Annotated in this window: 15 protein-coding genes; 6 read left to right on the forward strand and 9 right to left on the reverse strand. The window is 48.2% G+C overall.

The genetic code is table 11. The features are described 5' to 3' along the window. Nucleotides 1–14 precede the first annotated feature (14 nt). Nucleotides 15–1,985, reverse strand: coding sequence for a permuted SH3 domain-containing protein (locus NG792_RS09890; protein WP_261235341.1), 1,971 nt, complete (start codon nt 1,983–1,985; stop codon nt 15–17). Nucleotides 1,986–2,272: 287 nt separating this feature from the next. On the opposite strand from NG792_RS09890, the gene NG792_RS09895 reads away from it, so the two are divergent. Further along, a complete protein-coding gene (locus NG792_RS09895; protein WP_261235342.1) occupies nt 2,273–2,899 on the forward strand; it encodes a chorismate lyase in 627 nt (208 codons plus the stop codon). 146 nt (nt 2,900–3,045) lie between these two features. On the opposite strand, the gene NG792_RS09900 is transcribed toward NG792_RS09895, so the two are convergent. From NG792_RS09900 to argS, 7 genes are all read right to left on the reverse strand, one after another. Then, complete coding sequence (locus tag NG792_RS09900) at nt 3,046–3,816, reverse strand: YebC/PmpR family DNA-binding transcriptional regulator (RefSeq protein WP_261235343.1); 771 nt, start codon at nt 3,814–3,816, stop codon at nt 3,046–3,048. Between the two features lie 174 nt (nt 3,817–3,990). After that, nucleotides 3,991–4,215 (reverse strand): UPF0175 family protein, encoded by a 225-nt coding sequence (locus NG792_RS09905; RefSeq protein ID WP_261235344.1) that lies wholly within the window; start codon nt 4,213–4,215, stop codon nt 3,991–3,993. 157 nt (nt 4,216–4,372) lie between these two features. Then, nucleotides 4,373–5,722 carry a GH1 family beta-glucosidase gene (locus tag NG792_RS09910; protein ID WP_261235345.1) on the reverse strand — a complete coding sequence of 450 codons (1,350 nt, stop codon included), beginning with the start codon at nt 5,720–5,722 and terminating at the stop codon, nt 4,373–4,375. Nucleotides 5,723–5,861: 139 nt separating this feature from the next. After that, nucleotides 5,862–6,245 carry a sulfite exporter TauE/SafE family protein gene (locus tag NG792_RS09915; protein WP_261196937.1) on the reverse strand — a complete coding sequence of 128 codons (384 nt, stop codon included), beginning with the start codon at nt 6,243–6,245 and terminating at the stop codon, nt 5,862–5,864. 80 nt (nt 6,246–6,325) lie between these two features. Further along, on the reverse strand, nt 6,326–7,126 hold the full coding sequence (locus tag NG792_RS09920; RefSeq protein WP_261196938.1) for a sulfite exporter TauE/SafE family protein: 801 nt from the start codon (nt 7,124–7,126) through the stop codon (nt 6,326–6,328). A 173-nt stretch (nt 7,127–7,299) separates the two neighbouring features. After that, nucleotides 7,300–8,097, reverse strand: a complete 798-nt coding sequence (locus tag NG792_RS09925) for an Rpn family recombination-promoting nuclease/putative transposase (protein WP_261196939.1) — start codon at nt 8,095–8,097, stop codon at nt 7,300–7,302. Nucleotides 8,098–8,401: 304 nt separating this feature from the next. After that, nucleotides 8,402–10,159: an arginine--tRNA ligase gene (argS, locus tag NG792_RS09930; protein ID WP_261196940.1), complete on the reverse strand. Its 1,758-nt coding sequence runs from the start codon at nt 10,157–10,159 to the stop codon at nt 8,402–8,404. 204 nt (nt 10,160–10,363) lie between these two features. On the opposite strand from argS, the gene NG792_RS09935 reads away from it, so the two are divergent. Both NG792_RS09935 and NG792_RS09940 read left to right on the forward strand, forming a co-directional pair. Beyond that, complete coding sequence (locus NG792_RS09935) at nt 10,364–11,515, forward strand: FAD-dependent oxidoreductase (RefSeq protein ID WP_261235346.1); 1,152 nt, start codon at nt 10,364–10,366, stop codon at nt 11,513–11,515. Nucleotides 11,516–11,652: 137 nt separating this feature from the next. Beyond that, nucleotides 11,653–12,009, forward strand: a complete 357-nt coding sequence (locus NG792_RS09940; RefSeq protein ID WP_261196942.1) for a hypothetical protein — start codon at nt 11,653–11,655, stop codon at nt 12,007–12,009. A 350-nt stretch (nt 12,010–12,359) separates the two neighbouring features. Here the strand turns inward: NG792_RS09940 and pdhA are convergent, their stop codons facing one another. Beyond that, nucleotides 12,360–13,391 carry a pyruvate dehydrogenase (acetyl-transferring) E1 component subunit alpha gene (gene pdhA, locus NG792_RS09945; RefSeq protein ID WP_261196943.1) on the reverse strand — a complete coding sequence of 344 codons (1,032 nt, stop codon included), beginning with the start codon at nt 13,389–13,391 and terminating at the stop codon, nt 12,360–12,362. Between the two features lie 580 nt (nt 13,392–13,971). Between pdhA and NG792_RS09950 the strand changes: the two genes are divergently transcribed. The 3 genes from NG792_RS09950 (at nt 13,972) to NG792_RS09960 (ending at nt 19,013) form a co-directional block, all read left to right on the forward strand. Then, a complete protein-coding gene (locus NG792_RS09950) occupies nt 13,972–16,266 on the forward strand; it encodes an IMS domain-containing protein (RefSeq protein WP_261196944.1) in 2,295 nt (764 codons plus the stop codon). A 974-nt stretch (nt 16,267–17,240) separates the two neighbouring features. Further along, nucleotides 17,241–18,488: a DUF4912 domain-containing protein gene (locus NG792_RS09955; RefSeq protein ID WP_261196945.1), complete on the forward strand. Its 1,248-nt coding sequence runs from the start codon at nt 17,241–17,243 to the stop codon at nt 18,486–18,488. A gap of 126 nt (nt 18,489–18,614) precedes the next feature. Further along, a complete protein-coding gene (locus tag NG792_RS09960; protein WP_261235347.1) occupies nt 18,615–19,013 on the forward strand; it encodes a C6orf136 family protein in 399 nt (132 codons plus the stop codon). Nucleotides 19,014–19,056: the final 43 nt, after the last annotated feature.

A 19,056-nucleotide genomic window follows, 5' to 3' on the forward strand; every position in this document is an offset into this window, starting at 1 on the left:
TCACCAATTCGCCGTCATCTCTTGGAACCCTCTTTCCCATCCCCTGATGGTTCCTCCTTCGGCTCGGCGATCGTCACCACCATCCCCGGTTCTAAAGGCTGATCCGATGGCGGCAACACCACCTTCTCCCCCACTTTTAGTCCGGATTTAATTTCCACCTCCGTCACCCCTTCCAACCCCAACTCAATGCTTTGTTTCTGCACCTTACTCTGAGCATCCACCGTCCAAATATAAGGTTTGGGAGCATCCCGTTGAATCACTTCAATGGGTAACATTATCACATCTTGAAGCTGCTGCACAATAATTTCCACACTCACTTGTGCACCGGGAATCAAACTCCCCGTCGGAGTCTTGAGCTTGATGGTAGCAGGCACCGATGCTTGTCCGGAACTCGGAGTCGAAGCACTGTCCTCCGTAATTGCTAGGGGAGAAAGCTGATGCACCACCCCCTCATAAATCTCCGCATTGGGTCCAATCACCGTCACCCGCGCTTCTTGCTCAAGTTTGACCTGGGAAGCATCCAACGTGGAAAGCTGAAGATTCACAAACTCTTGAGAGGGATCTCCCAAAGTGAGTAAATTATCCCCCCGGCTAATCCCATCTCCATTTTTGACCATCACCTGTAAAATCGTCGCCTCAATGGGAGTCGCGACGATATTTTGTGCCAACTGCTCCTGGGTATTTTGGATCGCAATTTGTTCTCGCTCTAGTTTTAACCTCTCTTGGTTAAATTGCGATCGCACTTCCCGCAGTTGACCTTCTGCCGTTCGCACCGCCTTCCGTGCCTCCTCCACCTCCGCATTCGGTTCCCGACGGAGTTTATCTAACTCGATTTCAAGGCGCTCTAACTCAAACATCGCACTGCGGATTTCTGCCTCTACAGTTCTGACAGTTTCCTGTGCTGTTTCCACCTCTTTTTGTGCAGTCTCTAGCTCATCCATCACTTCCTCCTCAATGTTTCCCCGTTGGAGTTGGAGTTTCTCTAAATCCAGAAGGGTTTGAGTCACCGCCACCTCAGCGGAGTGGAGTGAAAATTCAGCGCTACGCACTGAATTTTCTTGGGTTTTAACATCTTGTTCCGCAATAAATCCTCGTTGCGCTAAGTCTTGGTCCTCTAGTAATTTTTGTTTTTCTGTAGCCAGTGTTTCCTGTGCATCAATCACACTGAGGCGGTTGCTTCGCAGAGTAAGATTTTGTTTCTCAATATCTAGGTTTAACTCAGCTAGTTTGGTTTGGAGTTTTTGAGAACCCGCCGCACTTAAACCCGTGAATTCTTGTTGAGCTTCCCTTAATTTTTGTTGAGCTTCCCCCAATTTTGGGCGCTGAGTTTCCAGCTTGAGTAATTGTTCTCGGCGAATTGCTTCCTGGGTTGCCAGTTGACTTTCTCGGGAAACATTTTCTTGGAGAAGTTGCTGCAGTTTGGTTTGAGCAATTTTCAAATCGTCCTGTGCCTCCAAAACTTTCCGTTCTGTGTTAGCCAGAGCAATCTGGTATTCCCGAATTTCTAAGGGTTTAATGGCAACATTGGTTTGTTCCTCTGGGTTTTGTCGGAGGGTAATTAATTCCCCACCAGATGGGACGAGATCGCCAACCCGCACCAAAACTCGATCCACCGTGCCATCGGTGGGAGATTTCAGAGTTTGTTGACCCCCAAATTCAACAACGCCACTATTGTTAACCGAGATTTCAATCGTTCCCCGTTCCACTGCAATTGTGCTCACCTCCACTGCACTGGCTGATGGATTCAGGACCCGACTATAAAAAAACCATCCCCCAACGGTTGCAACGGCCAAAACACCAGCAGCGATCGGCCACGAAGAGGGCCGTTTATCTTTATATTTTACTGTTTCCCCCACGATGAATACTTGCTGGCTCCACAGATTTTTACTGAACAATCTCCCCCTGAATTTAAGTCGTCCCCGACTCATCATCCATTTCCATAAACCATCACCTTCCCGGTTGCTATTGTCAAGGTTTAAAGGCATTTTTGCAAGAAAATTCTGTTAAAATTTATTGCAATTTTAAGTGGTAACAACCGGCGGGGGATTTATCCCCCGCCTCATAGCTAAAGTCGTCTAAAGACGACTGCAAGTCTGATACAGTGGTGTTTTTAGTCGGTTTTTAACCGACTTGAGCTGTTAGGCAGGAGTTTTAACCCCCGCCGGTTGTTGCAACAGGTGCAAAATCTCAGGTGAATCAATCTCCAGGCATTTTCCCTAAATTGCTCAAGACCGGGGACAAGGAACGCTATGATTGAGAGTGACGTTAAGTTATGTTAAGCGCATTGACTGCAACTTCCAGACCCACAAACAGCGTGACCCCGCCAACCACCTGGCACTGCCTCGACCCCTTATGGGAAGGGGGAGAAGAGTCGGTACAGCAGGGATTACCCCATCACCAACTCGCACCAGCATGGCAAATTTTGCTCCTCGGAGACGGTTCGCCGACGCGCCACTTGAAACTACTCACCGGCGAACCCACCGAAGTAGACGTAATTGATATGTCCGCGATCGCAATGGACCCCGACAACGCACCAGACCCCATCCAATGGGTCCCCGGACCCCGCCTGCGGCGACAAGTCTGGTTACGCACCGCCTCGGGACAACGACTCGCTTATGCCGCCTCCTGGTGGGAAGCCAGTCACGTCGATGAATACCTGCAAAACCGCTCAATCCCAATCTGGGAGAGCCTCTCGCGCCTGCATACGGAACTCTATCGCGATGTCCAAGGCATCCACTACGGACATTCCCCCGCCTTAGAAACCGCCTTCGGACAAAAAGGCCCATTTTGGGGAAGACATTATCTATTTTGGCATCATAAGAAACCTTTAACGTTAATTTATGAGGTCTTTTCTCCCTATTTAAGCAAATATTTAGGACCTATAAAATTGCAAGACTAACCGGGATAAAACGCCAGCATCAAAAAACCGGGTTTCTGCCTAAATTTGCTGTAAACAGGCCGAGATTTTGAAAGTAATCCGGTTTCTTATTCACTTGGAGGAACAGAAACCGAATTGCTGACTAAATTTGCCGGTTCAAGATAGAATTACACCACGCTCATTTCTACCAACTCATTGGCCATATCAAAATTGGCGGTGACATTTTGCACATCATCCAAATCATCCAACGCATCCATCATTTTCAGAAGCGATCGCGCTTGGTCGGGGTCCGTTACTTCTACGTTATTGTTAGCAATCCAGCGCAATTCTGCATTGACAATCTTATATTTCCGCTCTTTTAAGGTTTGGTTGAGGGTTTCTAAATTAGTGGCTTCCGTAAACACCTCATAGCCCGATGTATCTTCATCCAGTTCTGTAGCTTCATAAAACTCGGCACCCCCTTCTACCGATGCCTCCAAGAGTTCATCTTCGTCTATCTCACCTTGCAGGGTGACGACCCCTTTGAGTTCAAACATCCAACTCACGCATCCTGTCTCACCTAAGTTGCCGCCATTTTTACTAAAAGCGGCCCTCAAATCCGCTGCCGTGCGATTCCGGTTATCCGTCAGCGCTTCCACAATTACTGCCACTCCACCGGGACCATATCCCTCATAGCGAATCGCTTCATAGTTGCTGCTGGCATCATCCCAGGTTCCGGCACCTTTGGCGATCGCCCGTTGGATGTTCTCATTGGGAATCCCTGCCGCTTTTGCCTTATCCACTGCGGTGCGTAACTGAAAGTTGCCATCCGGATCTGGAACGCCACTGCGCGCCGCAACGATAATCTCCCGCGAGATTTTCGTGAAGGTTTTCCCCTTCACCGCATCCACTCTAGCCTTCTGCCGTTTAATATTCGCCCATTTACTATGTCCAGCCATACCGTTAATTTCTGCTCGATGTACTCTACAGCTTTAGCATAAAATTATAGAGACATGGCGGGCAGAATGGGTCTATGGGAAGGGTCCGGAGGGGCGATCGCCTGCCGGTAGTTTGGCGTGAGAGGGGGCCTTGCTGGTTACGGAAAAGGCGATCGCTTCCCCTGTTTCCAAAACTCATAATCCCAATTCTTCTCGCAATTCTTCAGGAGAATAGGCAAAGATGGGAACTTGATATTTTCCTAAAATTTCCATAAAACTTCGTTTGGAATATCCCGCTAATTGTGCCGCTTGTCCCAGGGAAACTTTGCTCACTTCATAAAGTTTGATGGCTAACAAAAGTTTAGCTTCGTCCTCAGACAAGCCAGGGGGTGAATTAACTTTGAGTTCGCTTACATTCATCAGGTTTGACCCTATCTCTACTCTTTATAGAATTTCTAACTCTATTATAAGTCTATGCGATCGCCCTTTGTGGGGTATCCTACATTGTCGGCAGGGTTACTGGTGGATCGGTTTGGGCGATCGCGTCTTGTTTTGGGCCTATTATCCCGTGGAAATCCTATTCCTCTACCCCATTTCTGTCCATGACTTCGCGATACCACCAGGCACTTTGTTTGGGGATGCGTTTACCGCTATCAAATTCCACGCGGACTAATCCAAAACGGGGATAAAATCCATGTGCCCATTCAAAGTTATCCATCAAAGTCCATACATAATATCCGTGTAAATTGACGCCATCGGCAACGGCATCATGAGCGGCGATAAAGTGCGATCGCAAGTAATTAATGCGTCCCCAATCTTCTACAAATCCCTCATAATTGGGAGTATCTGCCAAGGCACAACCGCCTTCGGTAATATAGAGTTTTGGATTGCCATAGTTGTTTTTAAAATCTAACAAGACTGAGGTTAATCCGGGCGGATTGACTCCCCATCCCATGTCGGTTTGACCCCAACCTGGTGCAGAAACTTGGGTAGAGTCTAATTTGAATAATCCTCCCCATTGAGCAAAGGCAACGTTTAAGGTAAAATAATAGTTAATCCCTACAAAGTCGATGGGGGTAGCAATCAGTTCCAAATCTCCAGTTTCTATTTTTGGTGCATGGCAACCAATCCAGTTAAATAAGGGTTCGGGATACTGTCCTTTGAATAGAGGGTCAGCAAATAAAGCGGTACTTGTGTCATACATTCGCTGGCAGGCGGCGATGTCTTCTTGGCGATCGCTGGCGGGTTGATAGTGATTCACACTCAGCACAATCCCAATTTCACCGTTATAGTTGCCTTCCCGAAACAGTTGGACGGCTTTTCCGTGAGCAACTAGCAGGTGATGTGAGGTTTGATAGGCTTGGGAATAGTCGGCTATACCGGGAGCAAAGTTCCCGAAGGCATATCCCATAAAGGCGAGGACCGCTGGTTCATTGTGAGTCGTCCACAAGGGGACGCGATCGCCTAATTTCTCAAACACGACTCGCGCATAGTCCGCAAACCAATCTATACTTTCCCGATTCACCCATCCCCCAAGTTCTTGGAGGGTTTGGGGTAAATCCCAATGATTTAAAGTAATATTGGGTATAATATTGGCTTCGAGGAGATGGTCTACGAGGCGATCGTAAAACTCCAATCCTTTGCCATTGACTTGACCCCTTCCTTCCGGTAGAATTCTCGGCCACGAGAGAGAAAAGCGATAGGTTTGTAACCCCAATGCCTGCATTAATGCCACATCTTCCGGCATTTTATGATAGTGATTGCAAGCAATATCCCCGTTGTCCCCATTAAGAATCGTATGCTGGCGATGGGTAAAGCGATCCCAGATACTTTCCCCTTTCGCATCTTCATTCCAAGCGCCTTCAATTTGATAAGCAGCGGTAGCCGCACCCCAGAGAAATCCCTCGGGAAATTGTCTTAAACTCATGTAATTTTCTCTCTCTCTTCCTATCAATTTAATCTCGAATATCCAATCCGGTTGTCAAAAGTTATTTTAGTGAATAGCCTGCGCAGGCAGGCTTCGTCCGTATAGACCCACCATGCATGGGTGTGGGCCTTGATAGCCATTACCGGGTAAACAAATTAGGAAACAAATATCTAAAACCTAACACAAACAAGAAAGCACCATAGAGTTTTTTCATAAATTCACTACTGATAAAGGGTTGATTGGCAAATAAGGCTCCAAAATAATTGCCAATGAGTAAACCCAAAGCAATTACGGCTGCATATTTAAAGTTTAAATTGCCGTTTTTATAATAGACCATTGCGCCTAATAAGCCAATGGGTAAAATTTGAGCAGCAATAGAGGTCCCCGTTGCCAATTTTTGGTCTAATGTTAGTACAAGAACCATTGCGGGGACCATAATTGCACCCCCGCCAATGCCAAACATTCCACCGGCGATACCGGCAACTAATCCAATCACAAGCAGTTGAATTAACAGGGTAGACATGGCCATTTATTTTATCAGGTTGGGGTTAGATTATCTCGCTTGGGGGACAATCGTCAAGAGCAAACAAATACTTTGGGTATTTATACGATCGCGCTGACCAACCCTTGGCGCATCATGTACAAAGATAAGACAAATAGGATGAGGCGGAACAGGGTATTAATTAAGGTGGCGCTGAGGTGAGGGAGGAGGCGGGTTCCCAGTTGCACCCCGAGGATGCCACCGCAACCGATACATACACCGGGAATCCATAAAACATTGCCATTCCAGGCATATTGCGCTAAACCGGAAGCGGCGATCGCAGTGACAGCAGCGAGGGTTGTTGGGACGGCAGAGGCGATGGATTCTCCCAGGAGTAAGACTTGTAAGGGAACCATGACAATGCCACCGCCAATCCCAAATAATCCGGCGATCGCACCCCCGAGACTCCCTATTTTGGCAAAATCCCACCGGGAACGGGTTTGATTTTTAACCAAGATGTCCGGAGAGTCTGAGTCAAGTAAACTGGCAAAAATTTCCGTATCAATTAGGGTTTTTCTTAATCCCATTAAATAAATAGCACCTAATAATAATAGAGAAAAAGAAATAGCCAATGCACTATCAGGAATATGACGAGCCAGCCAAGCTCCAATTTGGACCGCCGGAACCCCGAATAGAGCAATTTGCAACGCATTTCGCCAGTTTAGCTGCTTAGTCCAACTATATCGAATCGTGCCAGAAAGGGCGGTTAAAAATACCCCTATCAAACTGGTTGCGGCAGCAGTCACTACCGGAAACCCCCAGAAGTTTAAGAGGGGGACAATTAAAATACCACCGCCTAATCCAAACAATCCCGCCAGCAATCCAGTACAAATTCCCAAAGCGAACAGTATGGCTAAATTCATTCAGGAAACTCCTTAAACCGGCGTTTTACTCTGCCATTATAGAAGTCTACAATGATGTATTCACTCCGTGGGTAAGCGGCGATACGTTTAAATAAAAATGCCTGTCATCCCTGCATAAGCATCGAATCCAGGCATTTTTTACCCAACTTTTCAACTGAACCCGATCCAGCGAATTACTCGGAATCGCGGTTAGTCAATTGCTCAACTCGTTCTCGGGTTAACCCCGTGACATTCATGATTTGTTCCACAGACATTCCACTAAGCAGTAGATTCCTGGCAATTTCGGCGATCGCTTCCTGGCGACCTTCCTGGCGACCTTCCTGGCGACCTTCCTGGCGACCTTCGGCTAAAATATCCTGATAAATGGGTGACTCACGCATAATGTCCCTCCGGAGAATCCTGTTAATTAACTCTCGATCTAATACTAACCCAGCTAGAACCGAAGAAGCAGCAACTAAATTTGCCTGTTGTTGTCGGTTGTCGATGCGTTCAATCAATTGAGCAACTTCGGTTAACACCTCCTCGGGATTTTCTGTGCGGGTTAAAGCAGCAAAGGGAAGTAATCCCGGTGCATTTAAAAACAGTTCGGTGGGTTGTTCCCATAGACGGATGACCTCAAACCGATGGGTCATTTGCGGGAGAATAAATTCGGTTTGATGGACCAATGGTGAGTTTGTTTTTCTGAGGTAAATCACCACCTGGCGCATATCTTTTTCCCGAAAGCGGCGATACCCGCGCAAGCGATAGTCAGCCATGCGAAAGGGAATCTCTTGATCCGGGTCGGTTTGGAATTCTATATGCAATACCGAGTCTTCAGACTGGAGGAGAATCAGAGAATCGGCGCGAATGGGTTCTACGGAGAGTTCTTTGGGACTCAAAATCGTTAAATCGATGGGTTTTCCCATCAACAAGGTGGCAAAGTCGCGGCTAAATTCATCAATCAGAAATCGACATAAGATATCGTAGGACATGATTTAAACCAATAGAAGTTGATGGAATTGGGTGCATCAGTAACCCAATTTTAGGCTCTGCCGCACCCCAGGGTTACATTCGGTCAATGAGTTGCATTCCTAATAAAAATAACTCCAGTTTACTCGTGACGTGGCTCTGCCGCGTCATGCACTCTTTGCGGCTCTGCCGCCTGTACTTTTTGTGAGGATTTGAAGCCGTTACAGGTAAAATAGGCAACTTAAGACCCTGCTCCTGGACTGGAGGCAGAGCCTCCGAATTTCGTGACGCGGCAGAGCCACGTCACGAGGAAATTGCACCCCAGGGTTACATCCGGTCAATGAGTTGGATGCCTAATAAAGACAACCCCAGTTTTAAGGTTTTTGCTGCTAAATCACAGAGCAATAACCGGGAGGTACGCTGCGGTTCTTCGGCTTGCAATACTGGACAGTTTTCATAAAACTGATTGAACTTCTTGCTGATTTGATAAAGGTACTCACAGAGACGATTAGGTAACAGCTCTTTTTCAACTTCTTTGAGAACTTCACTCAAACTCAGGATATGTTTGGCTAAGGCTAATTCCGTTTCTTCTCCCAATTGAATCTGAATATCAGAACTGAGATTGTCGAAATCGATATTGCCTTGGCGACTGATTCCCTGAATCCGCACGAAGGCATAGAGCATATAGGGTGCGGTATTGCCTTGCAGGGAGAGCATTTTATCGTAGCTGAAGATATAACTACTGCTCCGATTTTGACTGAGATCGGCATATTTGACGGCACCAATTCCAACAACTCGGGAGACATTTTCGATGAATTCTACGCTTTCGGAACGGCCTTCTTCTTGGATAATACTTTCGAGTTGAGCGCGCGCACGGAGGACGGCTTCATCTAATAAATCCCGCAAGCGCACGGTGTCTCCTTCGCGGGTTTTAAGTTTTTTTCCGCCTTCTCCTAAAACTAATCCAAAAGGGACATGAACGACTTCAATATTGTCTGGAATCCAACCGGCGCGTCTAGCAACTTGGAAGAATTGAGCGAAGTGGGTGGATTGACCGCTATCGGTGACATAAATGATGCGATCGCATTTATCTTGTTGAATCCGATACCGCAATGCCGCTAAGTCAGTTGTGGCATAATTATATCCCCCATTAGTCTTCTGGACAATTAACGGTTGTGGTTCCCCTTCTTTGTTAGTAAATCCCTCTAAAAAGACGCATTTTGCACCCTGGTCTTCTACTAATAAGCCTTGGGTTTCTAAATCTTCAACCACCTTGGATAGGAACGGATTATAGAAGGATTCTCCTCGTTCAGTTAGCTGAATATCCAGCAAATTATAAATTTGTTGGAACTCCTGGCGGGATTGTTCGCACAGCAGTTCCCAGGCGCGGATTGCCTCGCGATCGCCTGCTTGCAATTTAACCACTTGTTGCCGAGAAATCTCCCGGAATTCCTCATCCTCATCAAAGCGCTGTTTCGCCTTCTTATAAAAAGCTACTAAATCCCCTAAATCCAACGCATTCGCCGTGGTTAAAGCATCCGGAGATACTTCCCGCAAATAAGTAATCAACATCCCAAATTGTGTCCCCCAATCTCCCACATGATTGAGGCGCAACACATCATGTCCCCAAAACTCTAAAATTCGCGCAATGCTATCTCCAATAATAGTAGAACGCAAATGTCCCACGTGCATTTCTTTAGCAATATTGGGACTAGAGAAATCCACAACCACTCGTTGGGGATGACTCACGGGTTCAATTCCTAATCGTTCGTCCCCTTCAATGGCGGCGAGTTGCTGTTCTAAATAGCTAGTTTTTAGGGTAAAATTAATAAATCCCGGTCCGGCAATTTCTGGCGGTTCACAAAATTCGGAGACATCGATATTGTCTATAATTTTTTGGGCAATATCGCGGGGTTTTTGTTTTAAAGGCTTTGCCAAAGACATCGCTAAATTTGCTTGATAATCGCCAAATTTGGGATTAGCGGTTGGCACTAAAACCGGGTCAGTTCCGGCCATTTCTTCCCCAAATGCAGCAATTAGGGCTTTTTCTACTTGGTTTCTTAGCAGTTCGTTGGTTGATTTCATAAGACGCGATAAGATAGCAACTCCACAGGATTGACGCAATTTTTTGAGCAATCTAGTTCTGTCCCATCCTATCATTTCCTGCCAACAATGATGGATAAAGCTGGAGGAAAATGAGGTAGAGTAAAATGAAGGCGGTCAAGTCTTGATGTGCGATGTCACATTTCTGACGTGATTACCTCGAATCCTGCAACCACGACCAGAATCATGAAAGACCTTGTTTTAATCGGTGGGGGTCATAGTCATGCGATCGCCTTGCGAGAGTTTGCCAAGTCTCCCCTCCTCGGAATTCGCATTACCTTAATTAGCGATGTGCTTCAGACTCCCTATTCGGGAATGTTACCCGGTTATTTGGCTGGGTTTTATACCTTTGATGAAGCACATATCGATTTGAGACCCCTGGCAAATTTAGCTCAAGCAGAATTCTATTGCGATCGCGCTATTGCTCTGGATTTACAACAAAACCAAGTCCTCTGTGCCAACCGTCCCCCCATCCCCTTTGATGTTCTCTCCATTGATATTGGTAGCACTCCGGCTACGCTCAATGTCCCCGGTGCCGCCACTTATGCCATTCCCGCTAAACCCGTTCCTAAATTATTAGAATCCTGGCAGCAATTCCGAGAAGAAGTTTTGCAATCCCCTGAGCAAATCCGCAGTTTAGCAACTGTAGGGGGGGGTGCGGGTGGGGTCGAATTAACCTTATCTATTCAAGCTCATCTTAACAAAATCTTAGCGCCACAATACCGGCAGAATATAGAATATCATCTCTTTCATAGCAGCAGTCACATTCTTTCCAGCCACAGTCAGTATGCCGCTAGAACATTAACCAAAATTATGCAGAATCGCGGAATTCACCTGCACCTCAACCAAACCGTTACCCAATTAAAAAAACAGACTTCAGAACGCCTAGAACTAAACTGTCAATCAGGATTAACCCTGGAGTGCGATCGGATATTTTGGGTCACTCAAGCCGCTGCACCAGATTGGCTCTCGGCCTCTGGATTATCCACAGATAATCAGGGCTTTATCCAAGTCAATCACCACTTACAATCCGTATCTCATCCTAACATTTTTGCCTCGGGAGATATTGCCACCCTGCTCAACAATCCCCGACCCAAAGCAGGAGTCTTTGCCGTGCGTCAGGGAAAACCTTTATTTGAAAACCTCTGCCGCCGTTTGCAGGATAAACCCTTAATTTCTTACCACCCCCAACAGCAATTTTTAACCTTAATTGGAACCGGAACTGGAAAGGCAGTTGCCTCCCGAGGGAGATTTGGGATAGGTCCGTTTCGGTTACTTTGGACTTGTAAAGATTGGATTGATCGGCGGTTTATGGAGGCGATCGCACCCAAGGGTTAACAGTATCCGTCCGGATAACCCAGGACCGACTTTAATCTATCTCTCGGTAGATGTAAGAGCCTCCAACAGTATCCTAGGATGCTCACTATAACCAAATTCTCGTTTTACAAGTTCCCTAATCAAGAGGTCATTAAGATATGCAACGCATTTTATCCGCTTTAAAACAAGTCCGTTTGGGACTGATTGCGATCGCCTGTGCCTTTACCTTCATCAGCGTTTCCGGTGCTTTTGCCTTCGCTCATCCCAGCCAAGCAGCAACCGGCTTAGATTCCAGATTAGTCAAAGAAGAATATAAAATCGATAACAACAAACGGGACAATCAATTAGAGAGCCGAGAAGAATCCTACGAAAAAATGCTAAAAGAAGCTAAAGATATCCACACTGAAGAAAAAGCATACGAAGAAAATCTCTCCGAATATCGCGAAGAAAATCCCACGCCCGGTTTAGCTGAAAAAGCCCAAGACTTGATAGAAAAGTTAACTGACACTGAATAATTTTATTAAAGAAACAGTTGGCTTTGTTCTACCCCCTTTCCTTGAGTTTCATCTTTAAATCAAGGAAAAGCTATCGGAATATAAAGTTTGGATTGAACTGAACCGTTTTTCTTTCCCTTCCTACGGAAACGCCACCCTAACCCACTCATAAGTCTAGGGTCGAAAAAAGCTGTAAACCTAATGCTGCAAAGGTTTCAGCTTTTTTTCGACCCTAGATAGAGTTTTTGCCGAACTCCCAGTACCGAATTCCGGATCAGAAGCGATACACCCGAACCAAAAAAGGGGCGCATTCTCGCACCCCCCTCCTATCCCTCCCCTCGGAGGAATAGCTGAAATTGACTTACAATGGACTAATCTTCCGCAAACACATAGCGATATAACTCCGAGGGGTCCGGTTCCGGACTATTCTCCGCAAACTTCACCGACTCATCCACAACCGCTTGCACTTTAGTCTCAATCTCCTTGAGTTCCTCCGCTGTCGCCAAATTCTTCTCGGTGAGATAGGCACTCAATCGTTTAATCGGGTCCCGAGACAGCCAAAATTCCTTTTCTTCCTTGCTGCGAAGCTCATCAGGATCCGCCAGGGAGTGACCCCGGAACCGATAGGTCATCGCTTCAATCAGGGTAGGACCTTCTCCGGCGCGGGCGCGTTCCACCGCCTCTAGGGCCGCAGTCCGAACTGCCAAAACATCCATCCCATCCACTTCGACCCCGACCATTCCAAACGCCGCCGCCTTCTTATAAATTTCCGGCTCAGAAGTAGCCCGTTCGTGGGCCATCCCGATCGCCCATTTATTATTTTCTACCACATAAATAATCGGCAACTTCCAGAGTGCCGCCATATTCAAACACTCAAAAAACTGCCCATTATTGCAGGCCCCATCGCCAAAGAAACAAGCCGTCACGCTATCGGACCCGGCATCTCCCATCGCTTCGCGACGATACTTGCTTTGAAACGCGGCCCCAGTTGCCACCGGAATGCCTTCCGCCACAAACGCAAAACCGCCCAACAAATTATGCTCTCCCGAGAACAAGTGCATAGAACCGCCACGGCCCTTGCTGCATCCCGTTGCCTTGCCGAATAACTCCGCCATCACCTCTCTAGCAGGCACTCCCGCACTCAAAGCATGAACGTGATCCCGATAGGTACTGCAAACGTAGTCCCAATCCCGTTTCATTGCCCGGATCACCCCGGTTGAGACCGCCTCCTGTCCATTGTAGAGGTGGACAAAACCAAACATTCGGCCTCGGTAGTACATTTCGGCGCATTTGTCCTCAAAGAAGCGCCCTAAAACCATATCTTCGTACAACATCAAACCGTCTTCTTTCGACAGTTGTACGGTGCTTACGTCAAATGTTGGTAAAGTCCGTTCCTGAATCATCACAGTCTCCTGGTAGCTTGGAACCCGAGGGCCTAGCCCTCGGAAGAAACGCGAATTGCCTGGGTTTAACCCCAAATCCGGTGGTAAAAAGTCGGTTTTCTCTCTTTAGCCTGCGTAGGCGGGCTAATTCCGCAAATCCCCCACCCGAGAGGGTGCGGGTTTTTGCTGGGGAACCCTAGCGGTTGTCGCCACTTTAAATTAATTTCAATCTTGATTGTTTTATCCCAATCAAGGATTAATCCACCACCATTGCCACTAGGCCAAACATCATACCATAAACGTTTGATCGCTTTGCCCAGTCACGGCAACTGCCCCAGAAAAACCCCACCGAATTGGCCCCCAGTTGACGAAGTACCCTGGACCTTGTTAAATAGAAGCAAACACCGGGCAAGCCACGCAAACCCTACCCACCCGGGCAGAACCCTAGCTCACCCTTGGAGGATGCCGCAATTCTCCAGATAAGATAACCCTGAAAGCTTTTATCATAGAAACTAAAGGCTATAATTATCGGACTCTTTTAGTCGTTTATATTTGCTGCTATTGGTTTGTCTGGTTGCTCATCAAGCAGGGGAAGTAGATTGTGCTAGTGCCACTCGATTATTACCGGATTCTCGGCCTGCCAATTCAGGTACCTGGGGTCGAAACCCCTGGCTATGCTGAACAGCTCAAGCAGGCCCATCGCGATCGCAAAGAGCAACTCCCAAGGCGGGAATATTCTGAAGTCGCCACAAGTGCTCGCAGACAACTCATTGACGAAGCCTATGCCGTTCTGAGCGATCCCGAGGAGCGTCAAAAATATGACGCCAGCTTTCTTGCCAAAGCCTATCAATTAGAGTCACCTGGGGCTGACTCCTCCACAGGAACAGGGGGAGTAGAGGCCAGCGACTCCTATCTCGATCCCCATACCCCCAATATCGATATCCCCTCCGAAGGGTTCATCGGGTCCTTACTGATCCTCCAAGAACTTGGGGAATATGAACTGGTCTTGAAACTCGGACTGCCGATCCTCAGCGGTAGCAACAGTAGTTTAAAAAATGGCCGGTTCGGAGACCCCAAACTGGTTGAGGCGGATATTATCCTCACCTTAGCCCTGGCCTGTTTAGAACTGGGTCGGGAACAATGGCAGGGGGGCAAATATGAAAATGCCGCCATCTCCCTAGAAAACGGCCAAGAAATGCTCTTGCGCGAAGGACTCTTTCCCGCAGTGCGCGGAGAAATGCAGGCGGACCTCTACAAACTCCGACCCTACCGGATTTTAGAACTATTAGCCCTCCCGGAAACCCGAGGTAAAGAACGGCAACGGGGATTGCAACTCTTGCAAGATATGTTGCAGGAACGGGGGGGAATTGATGGCACTGGGGACGATCGCTCGGGCTTATCCGTAGATGATTTTTTACGGTTCATTCAGCAACTCAGAAGCCATCTCACCGCCGCCGAACAGCAAGATTTATTTGAAGCTGAAGCCCGCCGTCCCTCCGCCGTTGCCACCTACCTGGCGGTTTATGCCCTCGTGGCCCGAGGATTTGCCGCCCGCCAACCGGCCCTGATCCGCCGGGGTCAAATGCTGTTGACCCATTTAGGGCGACGTCAGGATGTCCACTTGGAACAATCGGTCTGTTCCCTGCTGTTGGGCCAAACTGAGGATGCGGCCCAATCTTTGGAACTGACTCAGGAACAGGAAACCCTCACCTTTATTCAAGAAAATTCTCGCAATTCACCGGATTTGCTCCCTGGACTGTGCTTGTACGCAGAACGGTGGCTACAATCCGAGGTCTTTCCCCATTTTCGGGATTTGGCAACGGCCCAGGCATCCTTAAAAGATTATTTTGCTGATGAACAGGTGCAAGCCTATTTAGAGGCCCTCCCCGAGACGACTGCCGATGAGGTAAACGAGTGGATGGTTGTACCGCCGCCACCGAATCCGGTCACCATTGGATTACCGCAACCTACCCCAAGACGGGATACGGCATTCATGACCACCTTGCGGTTAGATAGTAATGGTGCCAGCAATGGGACACCGGGTAAAAATCCCAGTCTCTCGTCCTCTGTAGTTTCCTTAGCAACCCTTCCCACTGCGATTCGCACCAGTTCTAATCCGGATACCGCTGGCCCCGGAAGAATTCGCGATCGCACTCGTCCCAGTGAGGACCGCAGTGCATCCGGCAATGGGAAACGGGACGATCGCAGCAAATTACCCATCGCCGCCCGAGTTCGCGGATTAGAACCCATTGAAACCCCGCCATCCCGTCGCAGTGGCGTCGGACGCACGGGCGCTAAAGGCAAAAACCCAAAACTAGAGCGTTGGATTTTGTTAGGCGTCGGGGGGTTACTGGGGTTATTGCTGCTGTGGTTACTGATTAACTCCCTGCGCTGGGTGGCGGGATTATTTCAGGGTGGGCCATCCTTACAGGGCGAACAACTGAGCATTCAGCTAGACCAATCGGCGATCCCCATCTCCACCCAACCCACCCCGGAAGAACTCGGCGCAACAGGACCTCTTAACGAGGCGATCGCCCAAGGGGTCCTTCAAAAATGGTTCACCATCAAATCTGAAGCCCTCGGCAGCACTCATCAGGTGCAAAAATTACCCGAAATCTTGATGGATCCGGCCCTCTCCTTGTGGCAACGCCGCGCCGAAGCCGCCCGTGGGGAAAATTGGTATTGGGAATATGACCACAATATTCAAGAAACCGGCTTTGAAATGAGTCCCACAGACCCCAACCGCGCCACAGTAGAGGCACAGGTCAGTGAAACCGCCCGGTTATTTGAGAATGGACAACTCAGTAGCACTCGGGATGACAATTTACGGGTTCAGTACCAGTTGGTTCGGGAAGACGGTCAATGGCGCATTCGTGACTGGGTAATCCTACCCTAGATGCTCATCAAGTCCGGATTTTAACCGATGGGAACTCACCCCATCGGTTATTTTTTTCTTCGTTTCTCGGCAGATGGCGGACGACACCTGTTTGGGGCCTGGAGCCACCAGGTCCAACAGCGCATTACATGACAGAGCCATGTAACGAGGGACCAAGGACCAATGACCAAATCTCCCGTTCTATAAGGCTTAACACCGATCGCCCTCTAATTGTCATCAAATCCTGACATTATCTCCTGGGGGATCGGGGATCGATCCCCGGGGTATATCAAGAGTTCATGACATTACGATCCCCGAACTGCTTATAAATCCGTAATAACCCGTAGATTTGCCTAGAATCACCTGCCGTACCCCCTTGACCCTATCGAATCTTTTCTGCAACATAGACATAACCAAGCGATCCCCCACGATCCCAAAAAAAAGCTGTACTCAACAGCCCAGGGACCCAATCGAGAGTCAACACCATTTTGGATGAGGACCCTCAACCTCGGGAAACATTGGTCGAGCGCAGTAGGGTAACTGCAAGTCCCCGCATTCAGCGAGGAACAGTCAAGAGAAATGAACTCATCCCGGTTGATTTCTGAGCGAACTCCAAATCAGGACCTCTGATTGAGATTGGCGCACGAAAACACAGAGGAGATTCAAATCTCAAGATGGTCTAGCAGGACCTGATGTGTATGGGCAAATAAAAATGAGATCGGCGATCGAGCCGCAGCTAATTTTTATGAATTGGGCAAACCGTAAGGCAACCGTTTTATGATCCTGCGGTACAAATTCCATTCACTTAATTAACTAGGGATTCGTCCCGCCATAAAAACTTAATGATAGGGAAGGAGGATCGCGATCGCTCATTTACAGGCAAGGCTAACTAACATTCCGAACTAATTGCTCGAACCAATTCAACCACAACGAGACATTTTGACATCGGAAGCAATCCACCTGCCGTATAGCTGAAATAGGAGGCCAAGAGAACAATGGCAAAAGAACGACCCCCCTTAGAAGAGATGACCCTACGGCAACTTCGCCGAGTTGCCAGCGAATGTGGAATCTCTCGTTATAGCCGGATGAGGAAATCTCAGCTTCTGGCATCCATTCAAGAAAAACAACGCACCAAGATTTCCGTAGAACAAACTCGTACATTGGAGGCACAGGAAGAAGTGGAAGCAGCAAAATTTGAACTGGGTCAAGAAGATCGCACAGGTGGAACTCTCGCCTCAGTGGATGAAGGACTCGGCGATTTACCTGGTGGTTACGGTGAAAGCCGCATCATGCTGTTACCCCGCGATCCCCAATGGGCGTATAGCTACTGGGATATTCCCAACAGCAACAAAGAAGAAATGCGCCGTCAAGGGGGCCAACAATTAGCCCTGCGCCTGTACGATGTCACCGATATCAACATCGAAACCCAAAGCCCCCACAGCATTCAAGAATATCCTTGCGACGAACTAGCGCGGGAATGGTACTTACCGATCCCCGTGAGCGATCGCGATTACGTCGTGGATATCGGCTACCGTTGTGCCGATGGTCGCTGGTTAGTCCTCTCCCGTTCCGCCCTCGTCCACATTCCCCCGGTTTATCCCTCCGACTGGATTGAAGACCACTTCCTCACCATCGAATGGGAAGAAGACCTACGCGGCAAGACCTTCATGCAACTGGTTCCCCCCAGCAAAAAAGCGCCAGTGGCAACAAGCTCCAACGCCATTTACGACGAAATCTTTGGCATGACTCAAACTGCCGAATCTCAGCGCGTTGCCGGTTCCCTGTTCGGGTCCATGCAGCACGTCCCGGGTTCGATGGCCCCTGAACAAGTCCTCAGTTCCTACGTCTTCCCCTCCGGTGTGGGAATGTGGGCCGTTCCCACCGCTTCCGGTATCGGCATGAATATGTCCGGAGTCGGCATGAATATGTCCGGTGCAGGATTCGCCTCCGCACCCCCCAACCGTCCTCGCAAATTCTGGTTGGTTGCTGATGCCGAATTGATCGTCTACGGTGCCACCGAACCCGATGCCACTGTCACCATCGGTGGGCGTCCCATCAAACTGAATGCAGATGGGACCTTCCGCTTCCAGATGTCCTTCCAAGATGGCATTATCGACTACCCGATCGTCGCAGTTGCCTCCGACGGTGAACAAACCCGCGAGATTCACATGAACTTCAATCGGGTCACCCCTGCTCGTCGGACCAACACCAAGGAAGAAGCCGTTGAAGAATGGTTTGCATAAAGGTTAGAAAATGAAGGGGTGAAAATTCGCTCTCAACCCTTCATTTGAATCACATTTTAATAAACCCCTGGCAATTGCTGGGGGTTTATTATTGTTCTTAAAAGTTGTAGCAATTTTCTGGGCTTTATGGACATTATTGAAATTCTCAAACAAGACTATCAACAGTTTCCCAAAAATCAGACCTATAGCCTTTATAGCGAAACAGTTTATTTTAAAGACCCGATGACCGAGTTTCAAGGGTGCGATCGCTACCGGCAGATGATTGGCTTCATGTCCACCTGGTTTAAACAAATCAAAATGGACTTACACGACATTCGCCGCATCGACAACACCATCGAAACCCGCTGGACCCTGAATTGGACCACCCCCCTCCCCTGGCAACCCCGGATTGCCATCTCGGGACGTAGTGAATTGCAACTCAACCCCGAAGGAAAAATCATCTCCCATATCGATTACTGGGATATCTCCCGCCTCGACGTCCTCAAACAGCACTTCAAACCACAGGTTTCGGGAAAAAACCGTTAAAGTAAAGAGATGTTAACAATTCTCAGGCAGGGGTAAAAGATCC

The sequence above is a fragment of the Laspinema olomoucense D3b genome (genome assembly GCF_025370785.1).
In the GTDB taxonomy this organism is placed as follows: Bacteria; Cyanobacteriota; Cyanobacteriia; order Cyanobacteriales; family Laspinemataceae; genus Laspinema; species Laspinema olomoucense.